We start from the raw sequence: 24607 nt of genomic DNA, 5'->3' as shown, positions 1-24607 counted from the left end.
CGGTCGTCCCCTGCCGAAAGGCCTGTCGAAACGCCACTGTACCGGAACGCCACCGTATCGGTACAGTGCCGTATCGATACCAAATAGTTTCGGTACAGAGGCGTATCGATACCCACTCGTTTCGGTACAGTGCCGTATCGGTACACTCCCGTATCGGTACTTTCGCGTATCGGTACTTCCGCGTATCGATCGTTTGAACCGCCATGGGAACCAGCGCCACCAGCGCCATCAGTGAAAGGGCCGGGGGATGGAATGCCGCACCGAGCCTGCAGAAGAGCGGGTGGCCGCGACAGCGCGACCGCCGCTCGTCCGTGAGTTCCTGCTCGTCGCAGGGCTCTTCCTCGTCTACAAGTTCGGCCGGACGCTGGCCGACGGCCACACCGCCGAGGCCTTCCTCAACGCCCAACAGGTGTGGGACTGGGAACGGGCCCTGCACCTGCCGGGCGAGGGCTCCGTGCAGTCCGCGCTGCTGCACGGCGACACACTGGTCCACATCGCGAACGTCTACTACGCGACCGTCCACTTCCCGGCCACCGCGGCCTTCCTGGTCTGGCTCTATCTGCGGCGCCCCGCGCACTACCTCTGGGCGCGCCGTGTCCTCGCCGCCCTCACCGCCGCCGCCCTGCTCGTGCACCTCGCCTTCCCGCTGGCCCCGCCGCGGATGCTGGACGTCGCGGGCCTCGTCGACACGGGACAGACGTACGGGCCGACGGTCTACTCGGCGACCCCGGCGACCGACTCCATGGCGAACCAGTTCGCGGCGATGCCGTCACTGCACTTCGGCTGGGCCCTGGTGGTGGCGATCGGGCTGATCGCCGCGACCCGCTCCCGCCTGCGCGGGCTCTGGCTGCTGCACCCGTTGGTCACCCTGATCGTGATCGTCGGCACGGCGAACCACTACTGGCTGGACGCGATCGCGGCGGGCACTCTGCTGGCCGCCACGCTGGCCGTGATCCAGCTTCCGCACCGGACGGCCACGACCGCCGGGCAGCGCTCCCCGGCCCTCGTACCGGTCGAGGAGCCCGTCCTGGTGGGAGCGGGCCGATGAACGCCACCCTCGTCGCCGTCGCCCTGTCCCTGGTGTCCGCCGTCGCCTACGCGGCCGCCGCCGTGGCCCAGGAGCGGCTCGCCTCCCGCAGCGCCGACGCGGGCGTACGGCGGATGCTCGCCAGCGGCGCCTGGTGGAGTTCGGTCGCGCTGAACGCCGGGGCCGCGCTGCTGCACGTGGTGGCCCTCAAGTACGGCCCCCTCACCGTCGTGCAGCCCCTCGGCGCGCTGACCCTCGTGGCCGCGGTGCCGCTCGGCGCGCGTGTGGCCGGGCGCCGGGTCACCGCGACGGAGTGGCGCGGCACCGCGCTCACCCTGGCCGGCCTGGCGGCGATACTGATCGCCGCCTCGGGCCCCGCCCCTGACGACGTGCTGAGCGTCCCCGAGGCCCTCGCGGTGGCCGGCGCGACCGCCGCGCTGATCGGCTTCCTCTCCCGCCCCGGCACCAAGCCCGGACTGCGCCACGCCTCCGCCTCCGGCATGGCCTCGGGCGTCGCCTCCGCGCTCACCCAGACCGTCACGGTGGCCGCCACGGACCGCTCGGGCTCCCTCCTCAACGCCCAGGTCGTCGTGGTGGCCCTCCTGATCGCCGCGTTCGCCGTAGGCGGCCTCCTCCTCTCCCAGACCGCCTACCGAGGCGGCCTCGGCGCGCCCCTCTCGGTCGTGACCCTCGCCAACCCCCTGGCGGCCGCCGTGATCGGCCTCTCCCTCCTCGGCGAGGGCCTGCGGGGCGGCGCGGCGGGGGTACTGCTCGCCGTGGCGGGAGCGGCGGTGGCCGCCCGGGGTGTGGTCCTCCTGACCCGGGGGACCCCGGCGACGGAAACCCGACCGATGGGGCAGACACCGGTGGACGAGGACCACCCGGTGGCGGCGGTCCTCGCCCTGGAGCCCAGGCACGCCCCGACGGAGCCGTCGCTGGTCCCCCGCCGGCCGGGGTCACCGGCGCCGGCACACCTCACCCCCCTCTGATCTGAGCCGGAGGGAGGCGCTTACCGGCCCTGACAGGGGGAACAGGGCAACTCCCCCTTCATGCGGCCGCGGCGCCCCCTGAGGCCGCAGGCCTCAGGGGGCGCGGGGAACCGCGCGAGCAACCACGCACAAACCCGCAGCCGCCCGATCACAGCTCCCCCGAGCTATGAGGCGTCCTACCGCGACCCCAGCGCCGGATCACTCACCCCCGCCCGCCCGTTCTCCACGTGCCCGGCGAACCTCCGGAGGAACCCCGTCTCGGAAGTGACGGTCAGGTCGTACCAGCGTCGGCTCGCCCGCAGATCCACGACATGGCGGACGGTCGCGCCGGCCCGCACCTCGACCGTGCGGGACCGGCCACCGTACGCACTCTCGACCTTCAGGCTCACCGTGCCGGAGCCCTTGTTGGCGAAGGTCAGTTCGACGTTGTCACCGACGTGCCGCGCGGTGACCTCGGGCCCGCCCGTCTTCCCCGGCCCCTTGAAGACACGGAGGAAGCCGTTCGGCCCGTGCACCGTCAGGTCGTACGAGCCGCCCGAAAAGGCCGAGTTCCAGGTGTCCGAGACGGACTTTCCCGCCTCGGTGGTGTACGTCCAGGGCCCGTCCGTGCGGTTGCCGGAGGTGACGAGGAACGCGCCACCCGCCTTGCCGCCGGAGGCGAATGTCAGCGTGAAGGTCCCGGCCTTCGGATCGGCCGAACCGTCCACCTTGGGCGCGTACTTGAGCGGCCGGGCCGGGCGCGACCCGCGCTCCTGCTTGGGCATGCTGGGGTCGGCCGGCACGGTCGGCCGGTAGTCGGGGTGGCGCTCACGGTCCGGCGGCTCGTACCCGTCGGTGTCCGGCAGCGCGGCCGGCCTGCTGTCCTTGCGGGAGAAGTCGAACGCGGCGGTGAGGTCGCCGCAGACGGCCCGCCGCCATGGTGAGATGTTCGGCTCCTTCACCCCGAACCGGCGCTCCATGAACCGCAGGATCGAGGTGTGGTCGAGCGTCTCGGAGCACACATAACCGCCCTTGCTCCAGGGCGAGACGACCAGCATCGGCACCCGCGGACCGAGACCGTACGGCCCGGCGACGTGGGTCGAGCTGCCCGCGAAGAGGTCCGGGCCGACATCGACCGTGGACTTGCCGTGTGCCGCGTCGCGCGGCGGCAGCGGCGGCACGAGGTGGTCGAAGAAGCCGTCGTTCTCGTCGTACGTGATGAACAGCGCGGTCTTCGCCCAGACGGCCGGGTTGGAGGTGAGCGCGTCCAGGACCTGGGAGATGTACCAGGCGCCGTAGTTCGAGGGCCAGTTGGAGTGCTCCGAGAACGCCTCGGGCGCGGTGATCCAGGAGATCTGCGGCAGCTTGCCCGCCTTGACGTCCGCCTTCAGCCGGTCGAAGTAGCCGTCGCCGGCCTTCACGTCCGTACCGGTGCGGGCCTTGTCGTACCAGGGGTCGCCGGGCTTCGCGCCGCGGTACTTGTTGAAGTAGAGCAGCGAGTTGTCGCCGTAGTTGCCGCGATAGGCGTCCGCTATCCAGCCCCAGGAGCCGGCCGCGTCCAGGCCGTCGCCGATGTCCTGGTAGATCTTCCAGGAGATCCCGGCCGCTTCGAGGCGCTCGGGGTAGGTGGTCCAGTCGTAGCCGACCTCGTCGTTGCCGAGGACGGGGCCGCCGCCCTTGCCGTCGTTGCCCGTGTACCCGGTCCACATGTAGTAACGGTTCGGGTCGGTCGAGCCGATGAACGAGCAGTAATAGGCGTCGCAGACGGTGAACGTGTCGGCGAGGGCGTAGTGGAACGGGATGTCCTCGCGGGTCAGATACGCCATCGTCGTGGTGCCCTTGGCCGGCACCCACTTGTCGTACTTGCCCCCGTTGTAGGCGGCGTGCCCGTCCGGCCAACTGTGCGGCAGGCCCTCCAGGAACTGCATCCCGAGATCGTCGGCCTCGGGGTGGAACGGCAGCACGTCCTTCGTGCCGTCCGACTGGTGCCACACCGGGCTGCCGTTCTCCAGCGTCACCGGGTGCGGGTCGCCGAAGCCCCGCACCCCTCTCAGCGCGCCGAAATAGTGATCGAAGGACCGGTTCTCCTGCATCAGGACGACGATGTGCTCGACGTCCTCGATCGTGCCGGAACGGTGGTGCGCGGGCAGTGCCGCGGCCCGCTGGATACTGGCCGACAGTGCGCTGAACGCCGTTGTGGCGCCCGCTACTTGGAGGAATCGCCGCCGGTTGACTTCAGGCATGGGTGGATGACCTCTTGTCCTGACGTGGTGCGTCGGATGTGACCTGCGCGAAAGGAATGGTCCAAGAGGAACGAATGCCGGGGAAGGGTCTGTGGCGCGTGTGTGACGGGAGGAGGACCGCCACGCGAACAGCGCCGGGCAGGCACGCCACCGCCGTACACAGCGGCCCTTCCGCCTGACGGAAGGGGTAGCCCGACGGGTTCTCGGGGACGGGATCGCCATGCCTCACATGACCGCCTTCGCCAGGAACCAGTGGTACAGCTGGCGCACCTTTCTGACCTGCCCTTGCGTGGGGGCGATGAGGCTCAGAGGCAACACTCTCTGAAACTGGCCTCTGGGGACCCGAGTTGGCCGGTGTGGATCACCGGTGGACCACTCTGGCGGTGCTCTGGTTCGACCTCGGTCGAGCTGCGACGGGGACGCCTGCCTCCAGTCGGGGCCAGGCATACGAAGGCCTCCAGGACGGCCATTCTGGAGACCGACCACACTGCGGATCGCCCCAACCCTCTCGGCCCGGCGGCGTCCGCGTCGCTCCTTTCATCTGATCAGTCAGTCCGTGAGAGCCCCACCGTGCCATCGGGCGAGCGACGCCCCCGGCCCTTGCCGGGAGAAACCGAGCGGTTTACAGTGACTCCCAGCCGAGAATTGTTGAACAATCCTCCTGGCAACCTCTTGCCATATCTTGCGCTTGGGCCGAGAAGGGACCGATATGAGTAGGAACGAGAACAGCGTGCCCCGCTCCGTCCAGGAAGCGGTGCACGCCTGCGCAGTCCGGGCCAAGCAGGGCTCGGCCGCCTTGGCTCGGGCGTCGGACGCGGAGATCGACACCGCTTTGCGCGCCATGGCGGAGCGACTGCACGCGGCACGCGGCACACTGACGGCGGCGAACCAGGACGACCTGAGATCGGCCACGTCCAGCGGAATGTCGAAGGCACTGCAGGATCGCCTGCGGCTGACCGGTCCGCGACTGGAGGACATGGCTGCGGGGCTGCGTACGCTGGCGGATGTGCCGCACGAGCCGCGGGACCGCGTCCTCGAAGAACGCCCCGACGGCCTGGTCCTGCTGGAGCGCCGCCGCCCGGTGGGTGTCATCGGCGCGAACTTCGAAGCCCGCCCGAACGTGACGCTCGACGTCGCCTCCCAGCTCCTGAAGTCCCGCAACGGCGGCGTGTTGCGCACCGGTTCGGCGGCCCTGCGCTCCTCGCAGGCCCTGATCACCCACGTGATCACGCCGGCGCTCACCGACGCGGGACTGGACCCGGACGCCATCCAGCTGGTGCCCAGCGAGGACCGAGCGGCTGCCTATGCGCTGGTGTCACTGCCCGGGACCGTCCCCTTGGTCATCCTGCGCGGCAGCGGCGAAAGCACCCGGGAACTCGGCCGCGCGGCCGCCCGCCACGGGGTGCGGACCCTGGCGCACGCGGACGGTGGCGGAGTGCTGTACGTAGGCCGGGACGCCGACGAGAAGATGGTGCATGAGCTGGTCAGCGACAGCCTGGACCGGCTGGGCGTCTGCAACCGGCTCAATCTGCTGCTCATCGACCGGGCCGTCTACGAACGGCTGCTGCCGGGCATCCTGAAGGCTCTCGAAGACCTGGGCATCACGGCGTCGCTGCCGCCGCACACCCACGCGCGCGGTTACGAGTGGTCGCTGGACTCCGAGCATGCCGCAACGGTGACCATCGACGCCGCGGACGGCCCGCTCGAAGCAGCGCGGATCGCGAACGAAGAGACCTCCGGGCTTGCCGCCGCGGTGATCACACAGGACCCGGACGCCGCTGCCCGGTTCATGGACACCTATGGTGGCTCAGGCGTCTTCTGGAACTCCACCACGCGCCTCCTCGACGGCTTCAAGCTCCTGCACCTGCCGGAAACCGGCATCAACATCGACCGCGTCCCCGGCCCTCGCGGCCCCGTCACGTACCGAGACCTGTACCTGCGCCAGTACGTCGTCCGGCCCGCGTCCATGCGCAGCTGAGCCGATACCGCATCGAAGAGCAACCACTGGCCCTGTTGGCTTGATGCCGCGGGCCGGCGAGCGGTGGCCCTTGTCTCACCCGCTCGGTGACGATGCCGAGGTCGACGCGAACGGCCCCCGCCCTCCAGATCCGCAGAGCGACCCATGAATCCCTCGGATGTCTGTTTCGCCGGGTGAGAGCATTGTGCTGAGCGTTCAGGTTCAGCGCCGGGCTGATCCAGCCCGGGGCTGACCCTCCTCGCAGGGTTTTCTTCAGCTCCGGCGGCTTCGACAGCGCCGCCATCCACTGGGTGTTGCCGAAGTAGCTGCCGCCGATCATGCCGACGGAGCCGTTCGAGCCGGGGAGGGCGGCGGCCCACCGCACGGTGTCGTAACCGTCGCTTTCCGCATACGTGAACGGCTCCCACCCGCCCTCGGAGGCGAACCGGCCACGGGTGCCCTGGATGACCACCATGGAACCGTGACTGGCCGCCGCCAGGGGATCGAGGCCGGCGGCCATCATGGGCGTCTGCTTGCCGTACGGCAGCCGCGCCGGCAGTACCGGCCACGGCCCCGTACCGCCGGGCCGGTAGCCATCCGCGCGCAGCACCGTGCCGTCACGCGTCTCCGCCGGAACGTCGAGCTCGATCTGGATCTCCGTCATGCGCTGTTCCCTTGCGTCTTTCACATGCGGAGTGCTTGAGTGCGGGCAGGCGTCAGCCGGCCAGCTTGTTCATCTTGCGGATCTGCCGGTCGAAGGCCCAGGCGGGAACGAAGCGGAGCAGGCGTGCGCGTCCGGCCGTGGGGCCGGCGGCGTAGCGCAGTTTCGGCTTCGCGTCGGTGGCTGCCGCGACGACCGCCCGGGCGACCACGGCGGGGTCGTCGCCGTCCCTGATCGCCTCTGCCATCACGCGGTCGACGGTCTGCCGCTGCTTCTCGTAGGCATGCAGGGGTGTGTCGGGCCGCGCGCTGTTGGTCTCGAATCCGGTGTTGGTGTAGGCGGGTTCGACGAGAAGCGCCCGTATGCCGTGGTCACGGACCTCGTGGTCCAGGGACTCGGTGTAGCCCTCGACCGCGTGCTTGGAGGCGGCGTAGACGGCCATGTAGGGCTGGGGCACGAATCCGACCACGGACGAGAGGTTGATGATGCGCCCGCGCCCCTGGCCACGCATGTACGGCAGGACCTCGTTCACCATGCGCATGACCCCGAAGACATTGGTGTCGAAGACGCCCTGGGCCTGCTCGAGGGAGGTTTCCTCGGCCGCACCCAGTGAGCCGATTCCGGCGTTGTTGACCAGGACATCGATCCGCCCGAACCGCTCGATCACCTCCTGGACCGCTGTGGCGACCGAGGCGTCACTGGCCACGTCGAGGTCGAGGAACGTCACACCGCCGAGCGGGGCGACGCGCGAGGTGTCGCGGCCGGTGCCGACCACGTTGAATCCGGCTGCGCCCAGGGCGAGCGCGGTTTCCTTCCCGATGCCGGATGACGCACCCGTCACGAGTGCCACCGGCCGGTTCGTCGTCATCATAGATTCCTGACTCGCTAGAAACTGATCAGTTTCCGGTCACAGTAAACTGATCGGTTTCCGCGTGCAAGCTCAAACGCCAACCCGATCCCGGCCGTGCCTCCGTCTGCACGCCGAGGCCGATCGGGCTGCGCGGCGGCTGCGGCGTCTCGCCCAAGATGGGGCGGAGCGCCGTTTGAATGACGGCATGGCCAGGATCAGTGCGCAGGAGAGACGCGAAAGCGTCGTCCGCGCAGCGATCGTCGAGTTCGCGCTCAAGGGCTGTACGGCACATCCACCGAGGCGATCGCCCAACGCGTCGGCGTCACGCAGCCGTACCCCTCCCGGCTCTTCCCGGGCAAAGAGGCGATCTTCGTCGCCGCTTTGGTGCGAAGCGTGGAAGACACCCGCCTGGCTTTCGAGCGGGCGACCGAGGGGATGGAGGGCAGCGGGCAGGCCCTGGCGCGTTGGCGGGCGCGTACGCGCGGCTGATCTCGGCGCGCCCCGAAACGCTCCTGATGCAGATGCAGGGATACGCCGTCGTCGCGGCCGCTGAGGCAGAGGGCGATGACCAGACGGGCGAGCGAGCCCCTCCGGGCCCGGCTGGATGAGACTGCGGGAAACCGTGCACCTGTCGCCGGATGCCGACGCCCACGAGACCACAAGATTCTGCGCTTGCGGCATGCTCGGCAGCACTCTTACGGCCATGGAGATTCCCTCCGATTACAGGGAAGCAGGGGTGAGGCCATGGCGCTGCTTCGGCTGCCGAAGTCGGGCGTCAACCCGAACGGGCGCTTCGGTCGCCGATCCTGCTCGAAGACGGGGCGAATCAGTGCATGTCTGCCGCATCGAGCAGGGTGGTCACAGTGGGCGCGACGAGCCCGGTCAGCTTGTCGGCGCCGATCCCCGCGCGGGCGCTGGCACCGTCGAAGACCAGGATGAGCTGCCGGGCCAGCAGGTCGGGATCGCTCGCCCCGCCCCGTTCGGCCTCGGAACGGAAAAAGGCCGCCAGGTCCGCTTTGATCTGGTGGGCCACCCGGCTCGCGGCGTGGGTCTGATCCTTGAGCTCGATCTGCACAGCCAGGTACCGGCAGCCGTGGAACTCGGGCGCACCCGCCTGCGACTCCACCCGCTCGAAGACATACAGGATCCGCTCGCGGGGGGAACGGCCATCATCCGCCGGGGGCAGGGCCCTCGCCACGAAGGCAGCGGAACGCTCCTTCAGGCTCGCCGCCAGCAGTTCGTCCTTGCTCTCGAACAGCTGGTACATGGAACGCTTCGACACCCCCGCCGCCTTGCACAGCGCCTCGACGCCGATGCCGACGCCGTCGCGGTAGGTGAGCGTGGCCGCAGCCTCCAGCAGCCGCTCCCGGGGACTTTGCTTCACTTCGGTAGCCATACCGCGAGGTTAACTCGAATCGGACCAAAAAGAAACCGATCGGTTTCCACGGGGTGTCGGGGAGACGCCCGCGGCCGGGCGGACGCCTGCAGGCCGCTCAGAGGCGCACCCACCGGGGCCACGCACGCCGGGGCGCCACTCCGAGTATTGGCCCCGGCTTGGGTGAGCCGCCTTCCGCTACGCCGGGGCAGCGGTCTTCTCGGGCTTCGTCTCGGCGGGGATGCGATGCAGCCCCTTGCGGTCGTACCAACTGGTCATGCCGAAGCCGAAGAGTGCGGCTGCCGCGAGGCCGACGGCCATCATGACCCAGCCACGGGTCAGGCCGGCGTCGGCCTGGGCGTCGTAGTAGAGGATCGAGCGGATGCCGCCGGTGATCTGCCGCAGCGGTTCGAACTCCGCCAGGAAGCGGTAGAAGCCGGGCAGTGCCTGGATCGGCGTGGTGGCGTTGGCCGTCGGTACCGCCATCCCGATGAAGACCAGCGTGACCACCAGCATGCCGGGCGTGCCGAAGACGGCGAGCAGGGTGAGCGCACCGATCCCGGAGACCGCGATGGCGCACACCGAGAACAGCCACAGCAGCGGCAGATGGGCGGCGTCCATGCCCATGAGGCCGACCGCGCCCACCATGACCAGGCTCCCCATCAGCAGTGACAGCCCGGCCATGAGGGTGCTGCTGATGGCGAGGGCCTGCACCCGGGTCGCCCGGATCAGCGGGCGGTGCAGGCGCAGCGGGCCCATGTCGTTGTGGGTGTAGCCGAGGGCGTGGTCCACCTGGCCGCTGATGACGTTGGCGGAGAGCATGCCGACGACCACCAGGACGAGCGCGTAGTAGAACGCCGTCATACCCAGGCCGCTGCGCGAGTCGAGGGGATGGCCGTCCTCGACCGTGACGGCGGCCGGATCGGCCAGCAGGATACGTGCCGCGGCGGGCAGCTTCGCCTGCCCCGTCCCGCCCAGGGACGTGAGCTCCTTGCCCACCTGGAGCGAGGCGCTCTCGGCCGCCTGCGTTGTCGCCGTCCGGGCCAGGCTGGAGCCCATGCTGCCGGCGGACTGGTTGGTCAGCACCGTCAGCGTCGGGCGGGCCGGGGTTCCGGTGGTCGCGGCGCCGGCGAGTGCGGTGGCGGAGGAGGTGAAGTCGGCGGGGACGACGAGCGCGCCGTACAGCTTGCCCTCACCCAGTTCGTCCTTCATCTCCTTCTCGTCCATCAGCTTCCAGTCGATCTTGTCTCCGCTCGCGGTGGACTTCTTGATCGACTCGGTGATCCGTGCCCCCAGGTTGACCTGCTTGCCGCCGACAGCAACCCCCTTGTCGGCGTTGACCAGACCGACGGGCAGCTTGGTCATGTGATCTACGGGATCAATGTTGGCCCCGACATAGAACACGGTGAACAGCAACGCGAGGACGCCCGTGATGACGCCGTTGGCGATCCACAGAGGCCTGGCGCGCAGGACGCGGAACGGGTGAATCCCACTCATGACTTACTCCGGTCTCGGACAACACACTCGTATCCGGAGAAGGGCGGACAGCTTCATTGCGGTCCGGCGACCCTCGGAACGTTCAATCTCGGCCCACACGGCCGTCGACGCGAAACCGGGGATGCAGCACCCCACCGGGACTCCGACTGATGAAACCGGTCGGTTTCGAGCTCATCGTAAACCGACCGGTTTACAATTCCAAGTCGAGGCGCCGGCCCATACCCCAGCAGCGCCAGGAAACCGCGTGCCGACGCCACCCCTGTCGTCGGGCGCTTCGAGCCGCGAGTGGAGCGGCTCGCTCCCGGATGAAGCCGATACCGTGCTCTACCCGCTCGGTGGGCACCGGCTCCCTGCGGAGCTGAAGTTCACGGCCAGTTCTCCGGTGGCGGGCCTGTGTACGTCGTGATCGATCTTGCCGATCCGGATCTGCCTGGAAGGCGGATCCGGCAGGAAGGCGGATCTGATAGGAAGGCGATCGTGATGCGCAGGCAACTCATCGACAAGCAGGGGCAATTGATCGAGCCGTTCCTGCCGATGGGCAAGCACGACCCGTACCCTGAGCGGCAGCCACCGCGCAAGCGCCCGCCGCGGCTCAGGAGAGTGTGCGCGTGGGCGCCAGCTCGGCTGTTACGGCGTCGGCTACAGCATCCCTCACCTGCGCCTCCGTGGGCGTGGGCCGGTCGAGTTCGGCAGCGAGTTGAGCCAACGAGGTCATCCGGACACCGGGCAGGGCGCAGGCCATGAACGTGGTGTAGACGTCGAGGTCCGGGTCGACGTTGAGCGCGAATCCGTGGCTGGTGACGCCGCCGCTGATGCGCATGCCGATGGAGGCGATTTTGCGGTGGTCGGGGGTCCACACGCCGACCAGGCTCTCGGCGCCTCGGGGTGTGTCCCGGCGTATCGCGTCGAATCCGAGTGATCCCAGCGCACGGATCAGGGCGTGTTCGAGCCGTCGTATCAAGCCACGCGGTCCCAGCTCGCGTACGTTCAGCACGAGATACCCGATCAGCTGCCCTGGCCCGTGATAGGTGGCGTGACCTCCCCGGTCGACTTCGACCAGGCTGATCGGTGAAGCCGGTTCTGGCAGTTGGTCGGCCGGTGTCCGCGCCGTGTAGGTGATCACGGGAGGGTGGGTGAGCAGAAACAGCCGATCCCCAGTACGCCCCTGCTTCCGCTCGGCCACCCAACCGGCCATGTCGGCCTGCGCCACCTCATACGGCACCTCACCCAGATCGACCCGCTCCATCTCCCCTGGCTGCATTACCTCTCCTCTGCATCGAGGCGACGTCCCCTCGCGTCGCGCCTGCGAACTCCTGGTCTGGTGTCGCCGATGAGCGGACTGTGCACCGATCCCCGCCCGCGCACAGCCAGGGTGTCGGCCTGGATCCCCGCGCGGGCGCGGGCACCGGCGTCGTCGAAGACCAGGTCGAGCTGCCGGGCCTGCAGGTCGGGATCGCTCGCTCCACCCTGTTCGGCCTCGGCACGGAAGAAGGCCGTCAGGTCGGCCATGAGCCGGCGTGTCACCCGACTCACCGCCCGATCCGGCTCACCGACGAGCCGAGAAGGTCCTCGTCACGGACGCAGCGAGTGGCCGACTCCCGGCCGGCAGACATCAGGGGGACGCTACCCGGCCCGACGGCAGGGCAGGCGGGCCCCCTCGTCCGCAGTGCTCGGGGCGGCGGTCGGCAGTGCGGCGGTGCAGGGGAAGCGGGGCGCACGGTAGAGGCGGTGCAGCGACCTGTCCAGCGCCCGACGGGCCTTGAACGAATCGACCTTGACGGCTTGGGGAAGGCCCGGCTTGACCGAAGACGCCCAGAAGACCGGCGGCTGTCGAACTGTGCGACGTCTTCGACGCGCTCCTCTTCGTCAACCGCACGGGAATCCCTTGCGTGAATAGGACATCGACATGGGGAGAGCGTGGGCGTCCCGCACGGGCTTTGCCCGTGGCCGGCTGGACACGCCCACGCTCACCAGTTGTGCTTGGCCCCCTCACCGGCCGGGGGTCCTCCGCGCGCACCTCCCTGAGCCACTGCTCACGGTTGTGGTCGCCGCCGGAGGAGAAATGTCGGTCACTGCTGGGTCAGGGTGACTTCGTCGCAGTAGCCGTCGCCGGTTCCGGAGACGAGGTGGCAGTAGATGCGGGCGGTGGTCACACCCGAGCCCGTGGTGAAGGTCGTCGACTGCTTCGAGTAGGTGCTCGATGTGGTCGAGGCGCTCGTGACAGCGGTGCCGTTGTAGAGCTTGGCCTCCAGTGCCGTCGTGGTTCCGGCGGTCTGGCTGGCGATCGCGCCGGTCAGACGGTAGGTGGTGTTCGGGTTGAGGGTGTAGATCAGCTGCCAGAGGGTGCTGCCGCTGAGGGACGAGTTCGTCAGTCCGGCGGCGTTGCCGTTGGACGACGTGCTGGTGAGCGAGAAGTCACCGTTGCGCCAGGGCACGGTGTGGCCGGACTCGAAGTTGCCGTTGATGACGTGGTTCTTGACGGGGGTGACGGCGAGGTCGTCGCAGTAGCCGTTCCCGGTGCCCGAGCTCTTGTAGCAGTACAGCCGCACGGTGCCGTTCGCCGCCCCGGTGGTGAAGTCGGCGGAGACATAGGTCCAGTCGGTGCCGCTGGCGCTCGCCAGCGTCTCCAGGCCGCCGGTGTTCTTGACGCCGACGTTCACGACCTCACCGGCGACGGCGGACTTGACCCAGCCCGAGACGCGGTACGTCGTCCGGGGTGCGACGGGGACGTAGTTCTCCACCGAGGCGGGCGACGGCCCGACCCGGACCGCGTAGGTTCCGCTGTGGGCGCCCGAACTCACCACCGATGCGGAGTTCCACGCGCTCCACGCCGTGAGCGACCCCTTCTCGAACCCGAGGTTCTCGTTCGCGAGACAGGTGGCGTCGTTGGGCGAGCTGAACTGGTCGGCGCCGATGTCGGGCGCGCAGACCGAGGGAACGGGCGAACCCCAGTAGTCCTTGCCGCCGTTGTCGGGGATGACGACTCCCGCGCCGATGGCCGGGGAGCCCGCGGTCAGTTGGTAGCCGTCGACGGAGTCGATGCCCGTGCCGCCGCTGCCGGGCGAGACGAGCAGCGGATCCGCGGTGATGTTGCCGTTCCCGGTCGGCTCGCCCGCCGGGTGGTTGCCGTAGAAGAGGTTGTTCCGCCAGGAGAAGTTCGAGGCCGGCTGGCCGGAGGTGTAGACGTAGTCGCCGCTGCCCAGGTTGTAGATGAGGTTGTTGGCGAGGGTGAGGTCGTTCCAGGCGCCCGAGACCTCGAAGATGTTCGCGGTGGATCCGGACGGGATGTAGATGGTGTTGTTGTAGAACTTGGAGTCCTGGGAGCCGAGCATGTTGACGACGTGGAGACGGTCGTCCTCGCTGACGTTGTAGCGGACCACCGCGTTGCTGCTGAGGCGTGACCCTCCGCCGCAGCCGCAGAAGAGGATGAACCCTCCCTCGTTGTCGTGGCTGTAGTTGTACTGGACGATCGTGCCGTCCTGCCCGTAGTCGACGTCGAAGCCCTGGCCGTCGGGGTTCCCGGAGTTCTTCTTGGTGCCGTACGCCTCGTTGTACTGGATCACGGTCCCGTCGGAGTCCCAGGCCCAGATACCGGCGTTCGCCGCGTTGCTCGCCTTCGCCGCGTTGTAGACGACGTTGTGCTCGATGAGGGCGTCCTTGGACATCTGCACGACGATGCCGTCGCCGTCGGTGTCATGAACGGTGTTGTTCCTGACGACGACACCGGTCCACGGGGTCCAGGCGGGGTTGTTGCAGCCGATGGACGGCCGGCACAGCCAGGTGCTCGACATGTTGATGCCACTGCGGGCGATGTTCGCGACGGTGTTGCCGTCGATGACGACGTCGTTGAAGGCGCTGGGCGTCGTGGTGCCGAGAACGGCGAAGAGGATGCCGGCGCTGCCGTCGACCTCCTTGGAGTTGTTTCCGTTCACATCGTGGATGCTGAGGTTGCTGATCTTGTAGTGGTTGCCGGTGCCGTAGTTCTCCAGCACCACGTAGACACCGCGCCGCGCGTTCGCCCCCTTCACCGCGCCGGTGTTCGTGATCTCCAGGTTGGAGATCTCCCAGTACTCCTGGTTGTGCAGGTAGATCGCGTCCGTGGCGCCGCCCGCGGCGATGACCGGCAGGGCTCCGGTGCCGTAGGCGTCGATGGAGATGGATCCGCCGGACGCGCTGCCCGAGCCCAGCGGGTGCAGGGTGCCGGAGCAGGTCGTCCCTCGCTTCAGCAGCAGCTGGTCCCCCGGTGCGAAGGTCTTCGCGTTGGGGCCCGCCAGGGAGTTCCACGGCGAGTCGGAGGTGCCGGTTCCGTTCGTCGACGCCGAGCAGTCGACGTAGTAGTTGGATCCGGCGGCCTGTGCCGGTGCGGCCGGTGTCAACACCACCGCTGCGCAGGCGAGCAGCAGGGTGACGACCGTGCCTGCGATGGACCGTCTTATCTCTGTGACATGTTTCATGATGCCTCTCCCCGTACAACGCTGTCGGGATGGGTGGGTGGGCTCGCCGTGGCCTTGCGGAGCGCGGCGACGATCGCCTGTGTGGGGACAGGGCGGTTCGCCCAATCGGCGGCGACGTGTCCGTCGGCGCCGATCAGGAGTGTGTGGAGCTGTCCGTCCTTGGACAGCTGTGCGCCGTCGGAGGCCGAGTCCGCGGCGACCACGAGTGCGGGCGGGATGGACCAGTTCGCCGCGAAGTTGCGCAGCGCGGCGTCGGTGGTACGGCCGTCGGAGTCGGTGATGAGGACCCGGACGTCGGGGTACTGCTGCGCCACGCTCTTGAGCGACGGGATCTGGCTCCGTGCGTGCGCGGCCTCGACGTTTCCCTGGTCGTCGACGGGCAGGGCGGATATGACGGTGGGACCGGTGACGGAGATCCCGTTCCCGTCGAGCAGGGTCACACCGGAGCCGGCCTGTTCCTCGGCCTGGCATGCGGTGACGGACAGGAGCGCGGTGACCGACAGGAGCGCGACGACGAACGGGACCGTCCCCGCCCGACGGGCCTTTCGCGTCGCGCGTCGGATGCGTCTCATCGGCTCGGCCCTTCGAGCGGCAGGACAGGGGCTTCGAGGGCTTCGTCGCGGTCGCACACGAGGGTGTCCCCGCCCACCCGCAGGCGGGCCACGTGGATCGAGCTGCGCCGGTGGTGGTAGCCGCTGTCGTCCGCGGCGCCGTCGTCGGTTCGCCCGGGGTGCGTGAAGTAGAAGACGTAGGCGCCGAGTTCGCTGGTGACGACATCGGCGTGCAGGCCGTACGTCCCGTCGTCCGTGCCCTTGCCGGGGCGGTCGAGAATGAGGCCCTGGGGTTCCCAGATCTCCAGGTCCGGTGAGCGGAGGACGCGCAGGCCGTGCCATTCGTCGACGAGCATCCAGTAACTGCCGTCGAGTTCGAAGACGTTCGGGCCCTCGTGTTCCGAGCACTCGACGGCGGGTCCTCGCACGGTCCACAGCGCCAGGTCGTCGCTGTCCGCCGCGTAGGTGTGCTGGTGGTCGGCCTCGTCCTTGTACCACATGCGGTAGCCGCCCGTGGGGAGCCGCAGGACGCAGGCGTCGATCACCCTGTCGGACGACAGCGGCAGAGTGGAGCGGTATGTCCAGGAGAAGAGGTCGTGGCTCGTGTAATGACGGATCACGCGTGCGTGACCCTCCCACTGGGCCGGAACACCGCGGATGACGCTGACGAACATGTGGTACTCGGTTCCGTCGTCAACGATCTCCGGGGCCCAGTAGGTGTGCCGCCCGGGCTCGATGTCCAGCCTTTCGGCGATTCCCCGGTACAGCCAGGTGGCTCCGCCGTCCGCGGAGGACGCGATCCCGATGTCGGTCCCGTGCACCCAGCTCACGTCGTCGGACGGTGGCGCGTCGGCGCGGCGGTTGGTGTAGAGCATCCACCACTCGCCGGCGTGCCGGTTCCAGATGACGGTGGGGTCGGCCGCGCCGTCGTGGACGGGGTCTCGGAACAGGGGGTGGGCAAGGACTGTCATAGGTTCATCCCGGGGGCATGGCGGTGGTTACGGTTCGTCAGTTCTGTCCGTGCGTCAGCCGGATCACGTTCCAGGAGAGCGGTTCGAGTTCGGCGTGCAGGACACCGTCGGCGATGGTCGTGCCGGTGGCGGTGTGCGGGGTGACGCGGTCGGGCCGGTCGGCGGTGTTGGTGGCCTCCGGGTCGCTGTCGGCCAGGACCAGGTGCTCCGCGAGCGTGTGGCCGTCGACGCCGCGCAGGTCGATCCTCAGCGGCAGGGCGTCGCTCTGGCCGCGGTTGACGGCGAAGACGGTGACGTCGCCGGTCTCGTCGTCCATCACCGCGGTGGCGTGCAGCAGCGGCACCTCCCCGAACCTGGCGGTGGTGTACGTCGGGCTGTCCACCTCGACGCGCAGCACCCGGCCGCGGCCGTACGCCGACGCCTGGGCGAAGGGGTAGAAGGTGGTCTGCCGCCAGGCCGGGCCGCTCGGCTCGGTCATGATCGGCGCGATGACGTTGACGAGCTGGGCGAGCGAGGCGGCGGTGACCCGGTCGGCGTGCCGCAGCAGGGCGATGAGCAGCGAGCCGAAGACCACGGCGTCGGTGACGGTGTAGACGTCCTCCAACAGGCGCGGCGCCTGCTGCCAATCCTCGACGTGGTGCGGGTTGGGCCTCTTCTGGTACCAGACGTTCCACTCATCGAAGGAGAGGTTGATGCGCTTGTCCGCCTTGAGACGGGCGCGGACGTGGTCGCAGGTGGCGACGACCGACTCGATGAAGTGCTCCATGTCCACGGCGGATGCCAGGAAGGAGTCGCGGTCGCCGTCGATCTCCTCGTAGTAGGCGTGCAGGGAGACGTAGTCGACGAGGTCGTACGCGGCCTGCAGGACGGTCGACTCCCAGGAGGCGAACGTCGGCATGGAGGAGCTGGAGCTGCCGCAGGCGACGAGTTCCAGGCCGGGGTCGATCTGCCGCATGGCGCGGGCGGTCTCGGCGGCGAGGCGGCCGTACTCCTCGGGGGTCTTGTGCCCGGTCTGCCAGGGGCCGTCCATCTCGTTGCCCAGGCACCACATCTTGATGCCGTACGGTTCCTTGCTCCCGTGGGCGGCACGGCGGTCGGACAGTTCGGTGCCGCCCGGGTGGTTGCAGTACTCCAGCAGCCGTATGGCGTCCTCGACCTCGCGGGTGCCGAGGTTGACGGCCATCATGGGCTCCATGCCGGTCTCGGCGCAGAAGTCCATGAACTCGCTCAGGCCGAACTCGTTGGTCTCGGTGGACTTCCAGGCCAGGTCCAGCCGGGTAGGCCGCTCCTCGCGCGGGCCGACGCTGTCTTCCCAGCGGTAGCCGGAGACGAAGTTGCCGCCGGGGTAGCGGACCGTGGTGACGCCGAGTTCGCGGACCAGTTCCAGGACGTCCTGGCGCAGGCCGTCCGCGTCGGCGGCGGGGTGGCCGGGTTCGTAGATGCCGGTGTAGACGCAGCGGCCCATGTGCTCGACGAACGATCCGTACAGACGGGGGTTGACGCTGCCGACGGCGAAGGCCGGGTCGAGGGTGAAGCGTGCGGGGGTGGTGTCGGGGTGGGACATGACTGCCTTTCAGGCATGTGGGACGAACAGGGGGAGGGCGGTCAGAGCGCCAGTGCGCAGACCACTGAGGGGGCGGTGAGCGGCGGGTGCGGCTGGTCGAGGGTTCCGTCGTCCAGGACGCGCAGGGCGGCGAGGGTGCCGCTGTGCTGGTTGGCGACGAGGAGATGGCCGGCCGCCAGGGTCAGGCCGCGGGGCCAGGTGCCGCCGGCGGGGACCTCGCCGAGCGGTTCCAGGGTGGTGCCGGCGAGCCGGAACGCGGCGATGGTGTCCGCGCCGCGGTTGGTCACCCACACGAAGCGTCCGCAGGGTGAGGCGACGATTCCGCCGGGCTGGTTGACGACGTCCCGGGCCACCGTGGCGGGCACGGCGGAGAGGGCCGTCAGGGTGCCGTCGGTGACGTCGTAGCGGTGGCAGGTCACGGTCGAGGACAGCTCGTCGGCACTGAACACCAGGTCCCCGCCGGGGGCGAAGACGAGATGGCGGGGGCCCGATCCCGCGCGCATCGGATTCACCGCGGCCCGCTCCAGGGTTCCGGTGCGGGTGTCGAGCCGGTAGGTGATCACCGCGTCCGCCCCGAGGTCGGTGGCCAGCACGAAACGGCCCGCCGGGTCGACGAGGACCTGATGGGCGTGGCTGCCTTCCTGCCTTCCGGTGACCGGTCCCGATCCCTGGTGGACGACGAGGTCGGTCGGTTCCAGCAGGCGTCCGTCCGCGGCGAGCCGGTGCACCGCGACCGTGCCGGGTGCGGCGTCGCTGCCGTAGTTCGCGGTCAGCAGCCACTCCCCACCCGGGTGGACGGTGAGGTGGCACGGGTTGGTCCCACCGCTGCTGACCGGGTCGCCCAGCGGGGACAGGTTGCCGTCGCCGTCGTGGGCGACGACGCTGACGGTTCCCGTCTCCGTCTCGTTCGTGCTGTAGACGACGTCGAGCGACGGGTGCACGGCCAGGAAGGATGCCCCGCTGACGGGCAGCGGCTTCACCTGGTCGTCGTATTTCATGCGGCCGGTGGTGGGATCGAGGAGCAGCGCGGCGACACCTGTGCCGTCACCACCGGAGTCCGGGGTGTAGGAGCCGGTGAGGACGCGGATCGCGCCGATGGAGGGGGGTGTGGGCATGAGTGGTCCTGAAAGTCGCTTGTGCCAGTGCGGAGGGAGGTGTCAGCGGACGATGTCGTCGTGGTGATCCAGCAGCCCCAGTTCGGAGCGCCGGGGCAGGCCCTCCCAGTCGCCGGCGGTGCTCACCGCGAAGGCGCCGAGCAGAGCCGCCGTCCTCAGCCGCCGTTCCGGGGGCTCGCCCGCCAGCAGGTCGGCGAGGAACCCGGCGACGAACGCGTCTCCCGCGCCCACCGAGTCGTACACGCGGACCGGCACGGCGGGCTGCCGGTGGGGCCGTCCGTCGAGGAGGGCGTACGCCCCGTCGGCACCGAGCTTGATCACGGCACCGCCGGGTCCGAGGTCGCAGATTCCCCTGGCGAGTTCCTCCGGTCCGTCGACGCCGGGCACGACGAGCCCGGCCTCGTGCGGTCCGGCGAAGACCAGATCGCTCCTGCGCAGCAGGGGCAGCAGGGCACGCCGGGCCTCGGTCTCGCTCCACAGCAGCGAGCGGAAGTTGACGTCCAGGGTGACCGTCACTCCGGCGTCGGCGGCGATGTCCACGGCCCGGGTCACAGCCGCGGCGGGCCCCTCACCGAGCGCCGGAGTGATGCCCGTGATGTGCAGGACCGCCGCTCCCGCGACGATGTGCTCGGGGATGTCGTCGGCGGTCAGCCGGGCCCCGGCCGTGTGGGCGCGGTAGTAGCGCGTACGGCTGTGGGTGGAGGTGCGGCGTTCCTTCAGCAGCAGGGAGGTGGGGGCGGGATCCCGCGCGGCGACCGTGGTGACCCCTTCGGCCCGAAGTTCCCGCAGGACGAGTTCGCCGAGTTCGTCGTCGCCCACCCGGCCGATCCAGGTCGCTGAGCCGCCGAGCCGGCTGACCCCGACGGCGACGTTGGACTCCGCGCCCGCGATCCCCAGGCGCAGTGATGTGCCGAGCGCGAACGGGCCGGGTTCCCGGGCCGCCATGACGGCGAGCACGTCGCCCAGGGTCACGAGGTAGGGCTCGCCGGGCGGGGATGAGGATATGCTCATGCGCTCGCCTCCCCAGACCGTGCGGTGGCCCCGACCACGTCCAACAGGATGCGTGCCCTCACGGTGAGGGCCTCCAGTGCCTGCGGAGTCGAGTCCTGGTCCGCCCCACGCAACAGCGGGGAGCCGATACCGACCGCACAGGCTCCCGCATCCAGGTAGTCACGCGCCTCGTCGATGCCGACGCCGCCGACGGCGACGAGCGGGATGTCGGGCAGGGGCGCTCGCAGTTGGCGCAGGTGGGCGGGGCCGCCGGTGCTCGCGGGGAACAGCTTGACGGCGGCGGCGCCCGCCCGCCACGCCTGGGACACCTCGGTCGGTGTCCAGGCGCCCGGGTAGCAGGGGATGCCGCTGTCCGCCGCGTTCCGGACGACGGCGGTGTCCACGACGGGGGCGACCAGGAACTCCGCTCCCGCCGCCAGAGCGTCCCTGGCCTGGCCGGCGGTGATCACGGTGCCCGCGCCGACCGCGACGTCCGGGCCGAGTTCCGCCCTGATGGCGGCCAGCGCGTCGAGCGCTCCGGCCGTGGTGAGAGTGACCTCCAGGCAGGTGACGCCGCCGGACGCGAGGGCCCGGGCCACGGCGGGCAGTCCGGAGGCGTCTGCCGACCTGAGAATGGCCATGACGCGGCTCCGGCCGAGCTGCGGGGTAAGGGCAGGTCGCTCCCTCATGAACCCACCGCCGCGGGGCACATGGGCGTTCCCTGGGTGTGCGTCATGCGAAGTTCCTTTGCCTGAAGGTGAGTTGGTGAACGTGGGGTCACTTGAGTCCGGAGGTGGCGGCGCCGGTGACAAAGCCCCGCTGCACGATCAGGAACAACGCCAGCACCGGGACGACGTACATCACCGCGCCCGCGGCGACCAGGTTCCCCAGCGGTGCGCCGTGTTCGTTGACATAGCCGTAGGCGAGCTTGACGGCGAGGGTGGTGTGGGTGTCGTCCAGCAGCAGGGCCGGCGCGATGTAGTCGCCCCAGGTCCAACTGAAGGAGAGGATCAGGCTGGTGGCGATGACCGGCCATGACTGGGGCAGGAAGATCCGCCAGAAGATGCGGATCTGCCCGCAGCCGTCGACGATTGCGGCCTCCTCCAGTTCCTTGGGCATGTTCGAGAAGAACTGCCGGAAGAGGAAGATCAGGTACGGGGCTCCGCACAGGCCCCACAGCACCCATGGCACATAGGTGTTGGTGAGGTGCATCTTGGCGAACAGCAGGTAGGTCGGGATGAGGGTGAGGACCTGCGGCAGCATCATCGTCGACAGCAGCACGGAGAAGATCAGCCGCTTGCCGGGCGCGTTGAGACGGGCGAATCCGTACCCCGCCCATGCGGAGGCCAGGGTGACCAGCAGGGCGTAGACGGTGGCGATCGTCAGGGAGTTGCGGGCGTAGCCGAGGTAGTCGATCTGGGTCAGCGCGTCATGGAAGTTGTTCAGGCTGGGGTCGTGCGGCCACCAGTGGACGGGCAGCGCGCGCAGTTCGGAGGGGTCCTTCAGGGCGGTGTTCAGCAGCCAGGCGAACGGGCCGAGGAAGAGGACGAGGGCGCCGACGAGCAGCATGTAGACGGCGCTTCTGCGGGGGAACACCATCACTTGTCTCCGATCGTGCGCGGCCTGGACTGCTTGGTCGGCTCCGGGTCGACGGAGTAGAAGACCGCACCCTTGCTGAGTCTGAAGACGAGGAAGGTGATCGCGATGATGATCAGGAACAGCACCCAGAGCATCGCGGAGGCGTATCCGTAACGGCCGTTGGCGAAGTACTGGGCGAACACGTGGATCATGAACAGGTAGTTGCCCTCGGGAACGGACGTGACGCCCCTGGGGGTGGGGTCGAGAGAGATCAGCAGCGGCAGGAAGCTCTGCACGGCGGCGATGATGCCCGTGATGACCTGGAAGAACAGCACCGGGGAGAGCATCGGCACGGTGATCTTGGTAAAGGACTGCCAGGCGTTCGCCCCGTCCATGCGGGCGGCCTCGTGCAGCTCCTTGGGGATGTCCTGGAGCCCCGCCAGCGAGATGATCATGGTGTTGCCGGCGCCCCACAGGGTCAGGGTGACCAGGACCCAGCGGGCGTAGGGGTCCATCAGCCAGCTCACACCGTCGATGCGCAGGGCGTCCAGGACGCCGTTGGCCGCGCCCGAGTCCCGGTCGAAGATCAGCTTGAAGGTGAGAGCGGCACCCACCGGCGGGACGACCGCGGGCAGGTACAGCAGGGTGCGGAACAGGCCGCGGGCCCGGATCGGCTGGTTGACCAGCACCGCCAGCAGCAGCCCCGCGGCGATGGACAGCGGCACGGTGAGCGCGACGAAGACGCCGGTGCGGGCCAGGGAGGACATCGTCTCCGGGTCGGTCAGGACCTCCCGGTAGTTCTCCAGACCGACGAAGCGGGAGTTGTTCGACAGTCCGTCGGCGTTGGTCAGACTCAGCCACAAGGCGTAGCCGAGCGGGAAGGCCGTCAGGGCCAGGAAGCCCAGCACCCAGGGTCCGGCGAACACGTAGAAGGACCAGGCCCGCCGGGTGGTCAGCGAGCGGGGTCTGCGACCGGCGTTCGCGCCGGTGCGGGGCCCGGGCCGGGCGGCCGTCTCCCCGGAGGGGGACGGCGCGCCCGGCGCGGTGATCTGTTCGGTGCTCACCCCACGAGCTCCTTGCCCTGGGCAAGCTGCTCGTTCATCCGGGAGTTGAGCTGGTCGGCGACCTTGCCGGCGGACGTGCCGGACTTCACGGCGCCCGGCAGCACCTTGTTCAGCACGCCCTCCAGGGCGGCCTGCTGGGCGTAGGGGGTGAAGCTGAGGACGGAGAAGTGCGGCAGCTCCTGTTCCTGCACCGCGAACGCCTGCTTCTGGAAGGCGTTGGTCTGCGGCATCTTCGGGCGCAGCGACTTCAGCGAGGGTATGCCCCAGCCGCTGGCCGCCCGGTCCTGTGCGGGCTTGCCGCCGAAGTACCACTCGAAGAACTTCCAGGCGGCGTCCTTGTTCTTGGCGTCCCTCGGGATCCAGAAGCCGGTGGCGCCGAAGCAGGAGCTGACGCGGTTGCCGCCGAGCTGCGGGGCCGGCGCGAAGCGGGAGACCCCGGCGAGCTTGGGGTCGGCGCCGATCAGCCCGCCGAACCAGTAGCCGTTGCAGCTCATCGCCATCCGGTTGGCCTGGTAGGTGGGGCCGTCCCAGCCGTCCGGGTTGGGGTTGACGACGCTCGGGCCGATGTCGGCCTTCGCGTACTCCAGGTACCACCGCAGTGCCTTCAGCGCCTCCGGGGAGGAGAAGTCCACCGTAGCCAGGTCCTCGGTGAACAGGCTGCCGCCGGCAGATGCGGTCATCCCCATGAGCTGCGGGAAGACGCCCATGCCGGTGGCGTTCAGGCCGTACACCTTGACCTTGCCCAGGCGGCGCTTGACCAGCTTCTTGCCCAGGTCCAGCCACTCGTCGTAGGAGATCGGTTCCGTAGCGCTCGGCGCGTCCAGCTTTGCGGTCTGGAACAGGTCGGTGCGGTACCAGAACATGGAGTCCTGGGAGTAGTCCTTGGCCATGCCGTAGCGCGGACCCGCGCCCTGCTTCTTGCCGTCGTAGCGCCACACGTCGTTGACCGGGTCAAGGTCGGAGGGCTTCAGCACCGAACTCTTGGAGAAGTACGGGTCCAGGTCCGTCATCAGGTCGCGGGCGGCGAAGTACGGGGTCTCGGTTGCGCCGAAGCCGCGGACCACGTCCGGCGGGTTCTTGGCGGCGAGCATGGCGTTGAGCTTGGTGGCGTCCCAGATGATGACGTTGAGGTTCATCCCCAGCGCCTCTTCGGCGGCCTTGAGGCCCTTCTTGTCCCACTCGTTCTCGACCGTCATCACGGTGAGCGTTGTTTTGCCGCTCCCCGAGTCGTTCGTGCCGTTGTCGACGGAGCCGGCGCAGGCGGACAGACCGGTCGCGGCGAGCGCGGTTCCGGCGGAGACGGCGAGGAAGCGCCGTCTGTCGAGGGATGTCGTCGTTGACATGGGCATAGCGATGGGCCTTTCGTGGCGGGACGTACGCGGTTGCGGGACGTACGACGGCTGCGGGACGTACGACAGGGTCCGTGGCGGCATGCGGGGCTGCCGCGGGAGGCGAACGCAGGAGTGGGGCGGCCGGTGGAACACCGGCGCTCGGCGGTGGTGCGAGGTGCCCTGAACGTGAGCGCATCCGTCTGCTTGGACGAGTGTGCGCACCGGTGTCAGCGGACTGCGGCTGCGACGGTGGTCGCGTCGGCAGTGAGTTCGGGGCGGCTCTTGCGGCCAGCTGATTCCACGTCAACTGTGGCCGAGATCGAGCAGTATCAGCCAAGCCGGTTTCTAGTGCTCTGTTCAGACTTATCGCTTATTTGAGACCGAGGAAACCGGTTGACTGAAGCTTTCGCG

19 protein-coding genes and 2 pseudogenes are annotated in these 24607 nt (G+C 69.2%); 4 read left to right on the top strand and 17 right to left on the bottom strand.

Going from position 1 to position 24607, the window contains the following annotated elements:
• Positions 1-247: 247 nt before the first annotated feature.
• Together JIX55_RS41845 and JIX55_RS41840 are read left to right on the top strand one after the other, a co-directional pair.
• Positions 248-1048, top strand: coding sequence for a phosphatase PAP2 family protein (locus JIX55_RS41845; protein WP_257568419.1), 801 nt, complete (start codon positions 248-250; stop codon positions 1046-1048).
• Positions 1045-2016 (top strand): DMT family transporter, encoded by a 972-nt coding sequence (locus JIX55_RS41840; RefSeq protein WP_257568418.1) that lies wholly within the window; start codon positions 1045-1047, stop codon positions 2014-2016. The genes JIX55_RS41845 and JIX55_RS41840 overlap by 4 nt, the downstream gene beginning before the upstream one ends.
• A gap of 176 nt (positions 2017-2192) precedes the next feature.
• On the opposite strand, the gene JIX55_RS41835 is transcribed toward JIX55_RS41840, so the two are convergent.
• Positions 2193-4238, bottom strand: a complete 2046-nt coding sequence (locus JIX55_RS41835) for a phosphocholine-specific phospholipase C (protein ID WP_257568417.1) — start codon at positions 4236-4238, stop codon at positions 2193-2195.
• Positions 4239-4947: 709 nt separating this feature from the next.
• Here JIX55_RS41835 and JIX55_RS41830 point away from each other — a divergent pair.
• Entirely contained in the window at positions 4948-6216 is a 1269-nt protein-coding gene (locus JIX55_RS41830; protein ID WP_257568416.1) for an aldehyde dehydrogenase family protein, read from the top strand.
• On the opposite strand, the gene JIX55_RS41825 is transcribed toward JIX55_RS41830, so the two are convergent.
• The gene (locus tag JIX55_RS41825) at positions 6155-6859 is read right to left on the bottom strand and encodes a CocE/NonD family hydrolase (protein WP_257568415.1); all 705 of its coding nucleotides are present in this window, start codon (positions 6857-6859) and stop codon (positions 6155-6157) included. The genes JIX55_RS41830 and JIX55_RS41825 overlap by 62 nt on opposite strands.
• A 52-nt stretch (positions 6860-6911) precedes the next feature.
• Complete coding sequence (locus tag JIX55_RS41820) at positions 6912-7724, bottom strand: oxidoreductase (protein ID WP_257569667.1); 813 nt, start codon at positions 7722-7724, stop codon at positions 6912-6914.
• Between the two features lie 187 nt (positions 7725-7911).
• Here JIX55_RS41820 and JIX55_RS41815 point away from each other — a divergent pair.
• A pseudogene (locus JIX55_RS41815) lies at positions 7912-8433 on the top strand (TetR/AcrR family transcriptional regulator); the annotation flags it as partial.
• Between the two features lie 99 nt (positions 8434-8532).
• Here the strand turns inward: JIX55_RS41815 and JIX55_RS41810 are convergent.
• The 14 genes and pseudogenes from JIX55_RS41810 to JIX55_RS41745 all read right to left on the bottom strand — a co-directional run bounded on the left by JIX55_RS41810 (position 8533) and on the right by JIX55_RS41745 (position 24208).
• On the bottom strand, positions 8533-9102 hold the full coding sequence (locus JIX55_RS41810) for a TetR/AcrR family transcriptional regulator (RefSeq protein ID WP_257568414.1): 570 nt from the start codon (positions 9100-9102) through the stop codon (positions 8533-8535).
• 177 nt (positions 9103-9279) lie between these two features.
• The gene (locus JIX55_RS41805) at positions 9280-10578 is read right to left on the bottom strand and encodes an SNG1 family protein (RefSeq protein WP_257568413.1); all 1299 of its coding nucleotides are present in this window, start codon (positions 10576-10578) and stop codon (positions 9280-9282) included.
• Positions 10579-11170: 592 nt separating this feature from the next.
• Positions 11171-11839, bottom strand: a complete 669-nt coding sequence (gene lipB / locus JIX55_RS41800) for a lipoyl(octanoyl) transferase LipB (protein ID WP_257568412.1) — start codon at positions 11837-11839, stop codon at positions 11171-11173.
• Positions 11839-12084 (bottom strand): annotated as a pseudogene (locus JIX55_RS41795) (hypothetical protein); the annotation flags it as partial. The gene lipB and the pseudogene JIX55_RS41795, both read right to left, overlap by 1 nt.
• 563 nt (positions 12085-12647) lie before the next feature.
• Positions 12648-15032 (bottom strand): carbohydrate binding domain-containing protein, encoded by a 2385-nt coding sequence (locus tag JIX55_RS41790; protein WP_257568411.1) that lies wholly within the window; start codon positions 15030-15032, stop codon positions 12648-12650.
• Positions 15029-15604, bottom strand: a complete 576-nt coding sequence (locus tag JIX55_RS41785; protein ID WP_257568410.1) for a TlpA family protein disulfide reductase — start codon at positions 15602-15604, stop codon at positions 15029-15031. Before JIX55_RS41785 ends, JIX55_RS41790 begins: the two co-directional genes overlap by 4 nt.
• Positions 15601-16554, bottom strand: coding sequence for a glycosyl hydrolase (locus JIX55_RS41780; protein ID WP_257568409.1), 954 nt, complete (start codon positions 16552-16554; stop codon positions 15601-15603). Before JIX55_RS41780 ends, JIX55_RS41785 begins: the two co-directional genes overlap by 4 nt.
• 37 nt (positions 16555-16591) lie before the next feature.
• Complete coding sequence (gene arfA, locus JIX55_RS41775; RefSeq protein ID WP_257568408.1) at positions 16592-18118, bottom strand: arabinosylfuranosidase ArfA; 1527 nt, start codon at positions 18116-18118, stop codon at positions 16592-16594.
• Positions 18119-18159: 41 nt separating this feature from the next.
• Positions 18160-19233, bottom strand: coding sequence for a lactonase family protein (locus JIX55_RS41770; RefSeq protein WP_257568407.1), 1074 nt, complete (start codon positions 19231-19233; stop codon positions 18160-18162).
• Positions 19234-19275: 42 nt separating this feature from the next.
• Positions 19276-20244 (bottom strand): sugar kinase, encoded by a 969-nt coding sequence (locus JIX55_RS41765; protein ID WP_257568406.1) that lies wholly within the window; start codon positions 20242-20244, stop codon positions 19276-19278.
• The gene (locus tag JIX55_RS41760) at positions 20241-20912 is read right to left on the bottom strand and encodes a bifunctional 4-hydroxy-2-oxoglutarate aldolase/2-dehydro-3-deoxy-phosphogluconate aldolase (RefSeq protein ID WP_306820089.1); all 672 of its coding nucleotides are present in this window, start codon (positions 20910-20912) and stop codon (positions 20241-20243) included. Before JIX55_RS41760 ends, JIX55_RS41765 begins: the two co-directional genes overlap by 4 nt.
• 88 nt (positions 20913-21000) lie before the next feature.
• Positions 21001-21822: a carbohydrate ABC transporter permease gene (locus JIX55_RS41755; protein ID WP_257568404.1), complete on the bottom strand. Its 822-nt coding sequence runs from the start codon at positions 21820-21822 to the stop codon at positions 21001-21003.
• Positions 21822-22865, bottom strand: coding sequence for a carbohydrate ABC transporter permease (locus JIX55_RS41750; RefSeq protein ID WP_257568403.1), 1044 nt, complete (start codon positions 22863-22865; stop codon positions 21822-21824). The genes JIX55_RS41755 and JIX55_RS41750 overlap by 1 nt, the downstream gene beginning before the upstream one ends.
• Positions 22862-24208 carry an extracellular solute-binding protein gene (locus JIX55_RS41745; RefSeq protein WP_306820088.1) on the bottom strand — a complete coding sequence of 449 codons (1347 nt, stop codon included), beginning with the start codon at positions 24206-24208 and terminating at the stop codon, positions 22862-22864. The genes JIX55_RS41750 and JIX55_RS41745 overlap by 4 nt, the downstream gene beginning before the upstream one ends.
• Positions 24209-24607: the final 399 nt, after the last annotated feature.

It is taken from the genome of Streptomyces sp. DSM 40750 (assembly GCF_024612035.1).
Taxonomy (GTDB): domain Bacteria; phylum Actinomycetota; class Actinomycetes; order Streptomycetales; family Streptomycetaceae; genus Streptomyces.
Note: the sequence above shows the minus strand (reverse complement) of the source record. Positions and strands in the feature narration are given on the sequence as shown.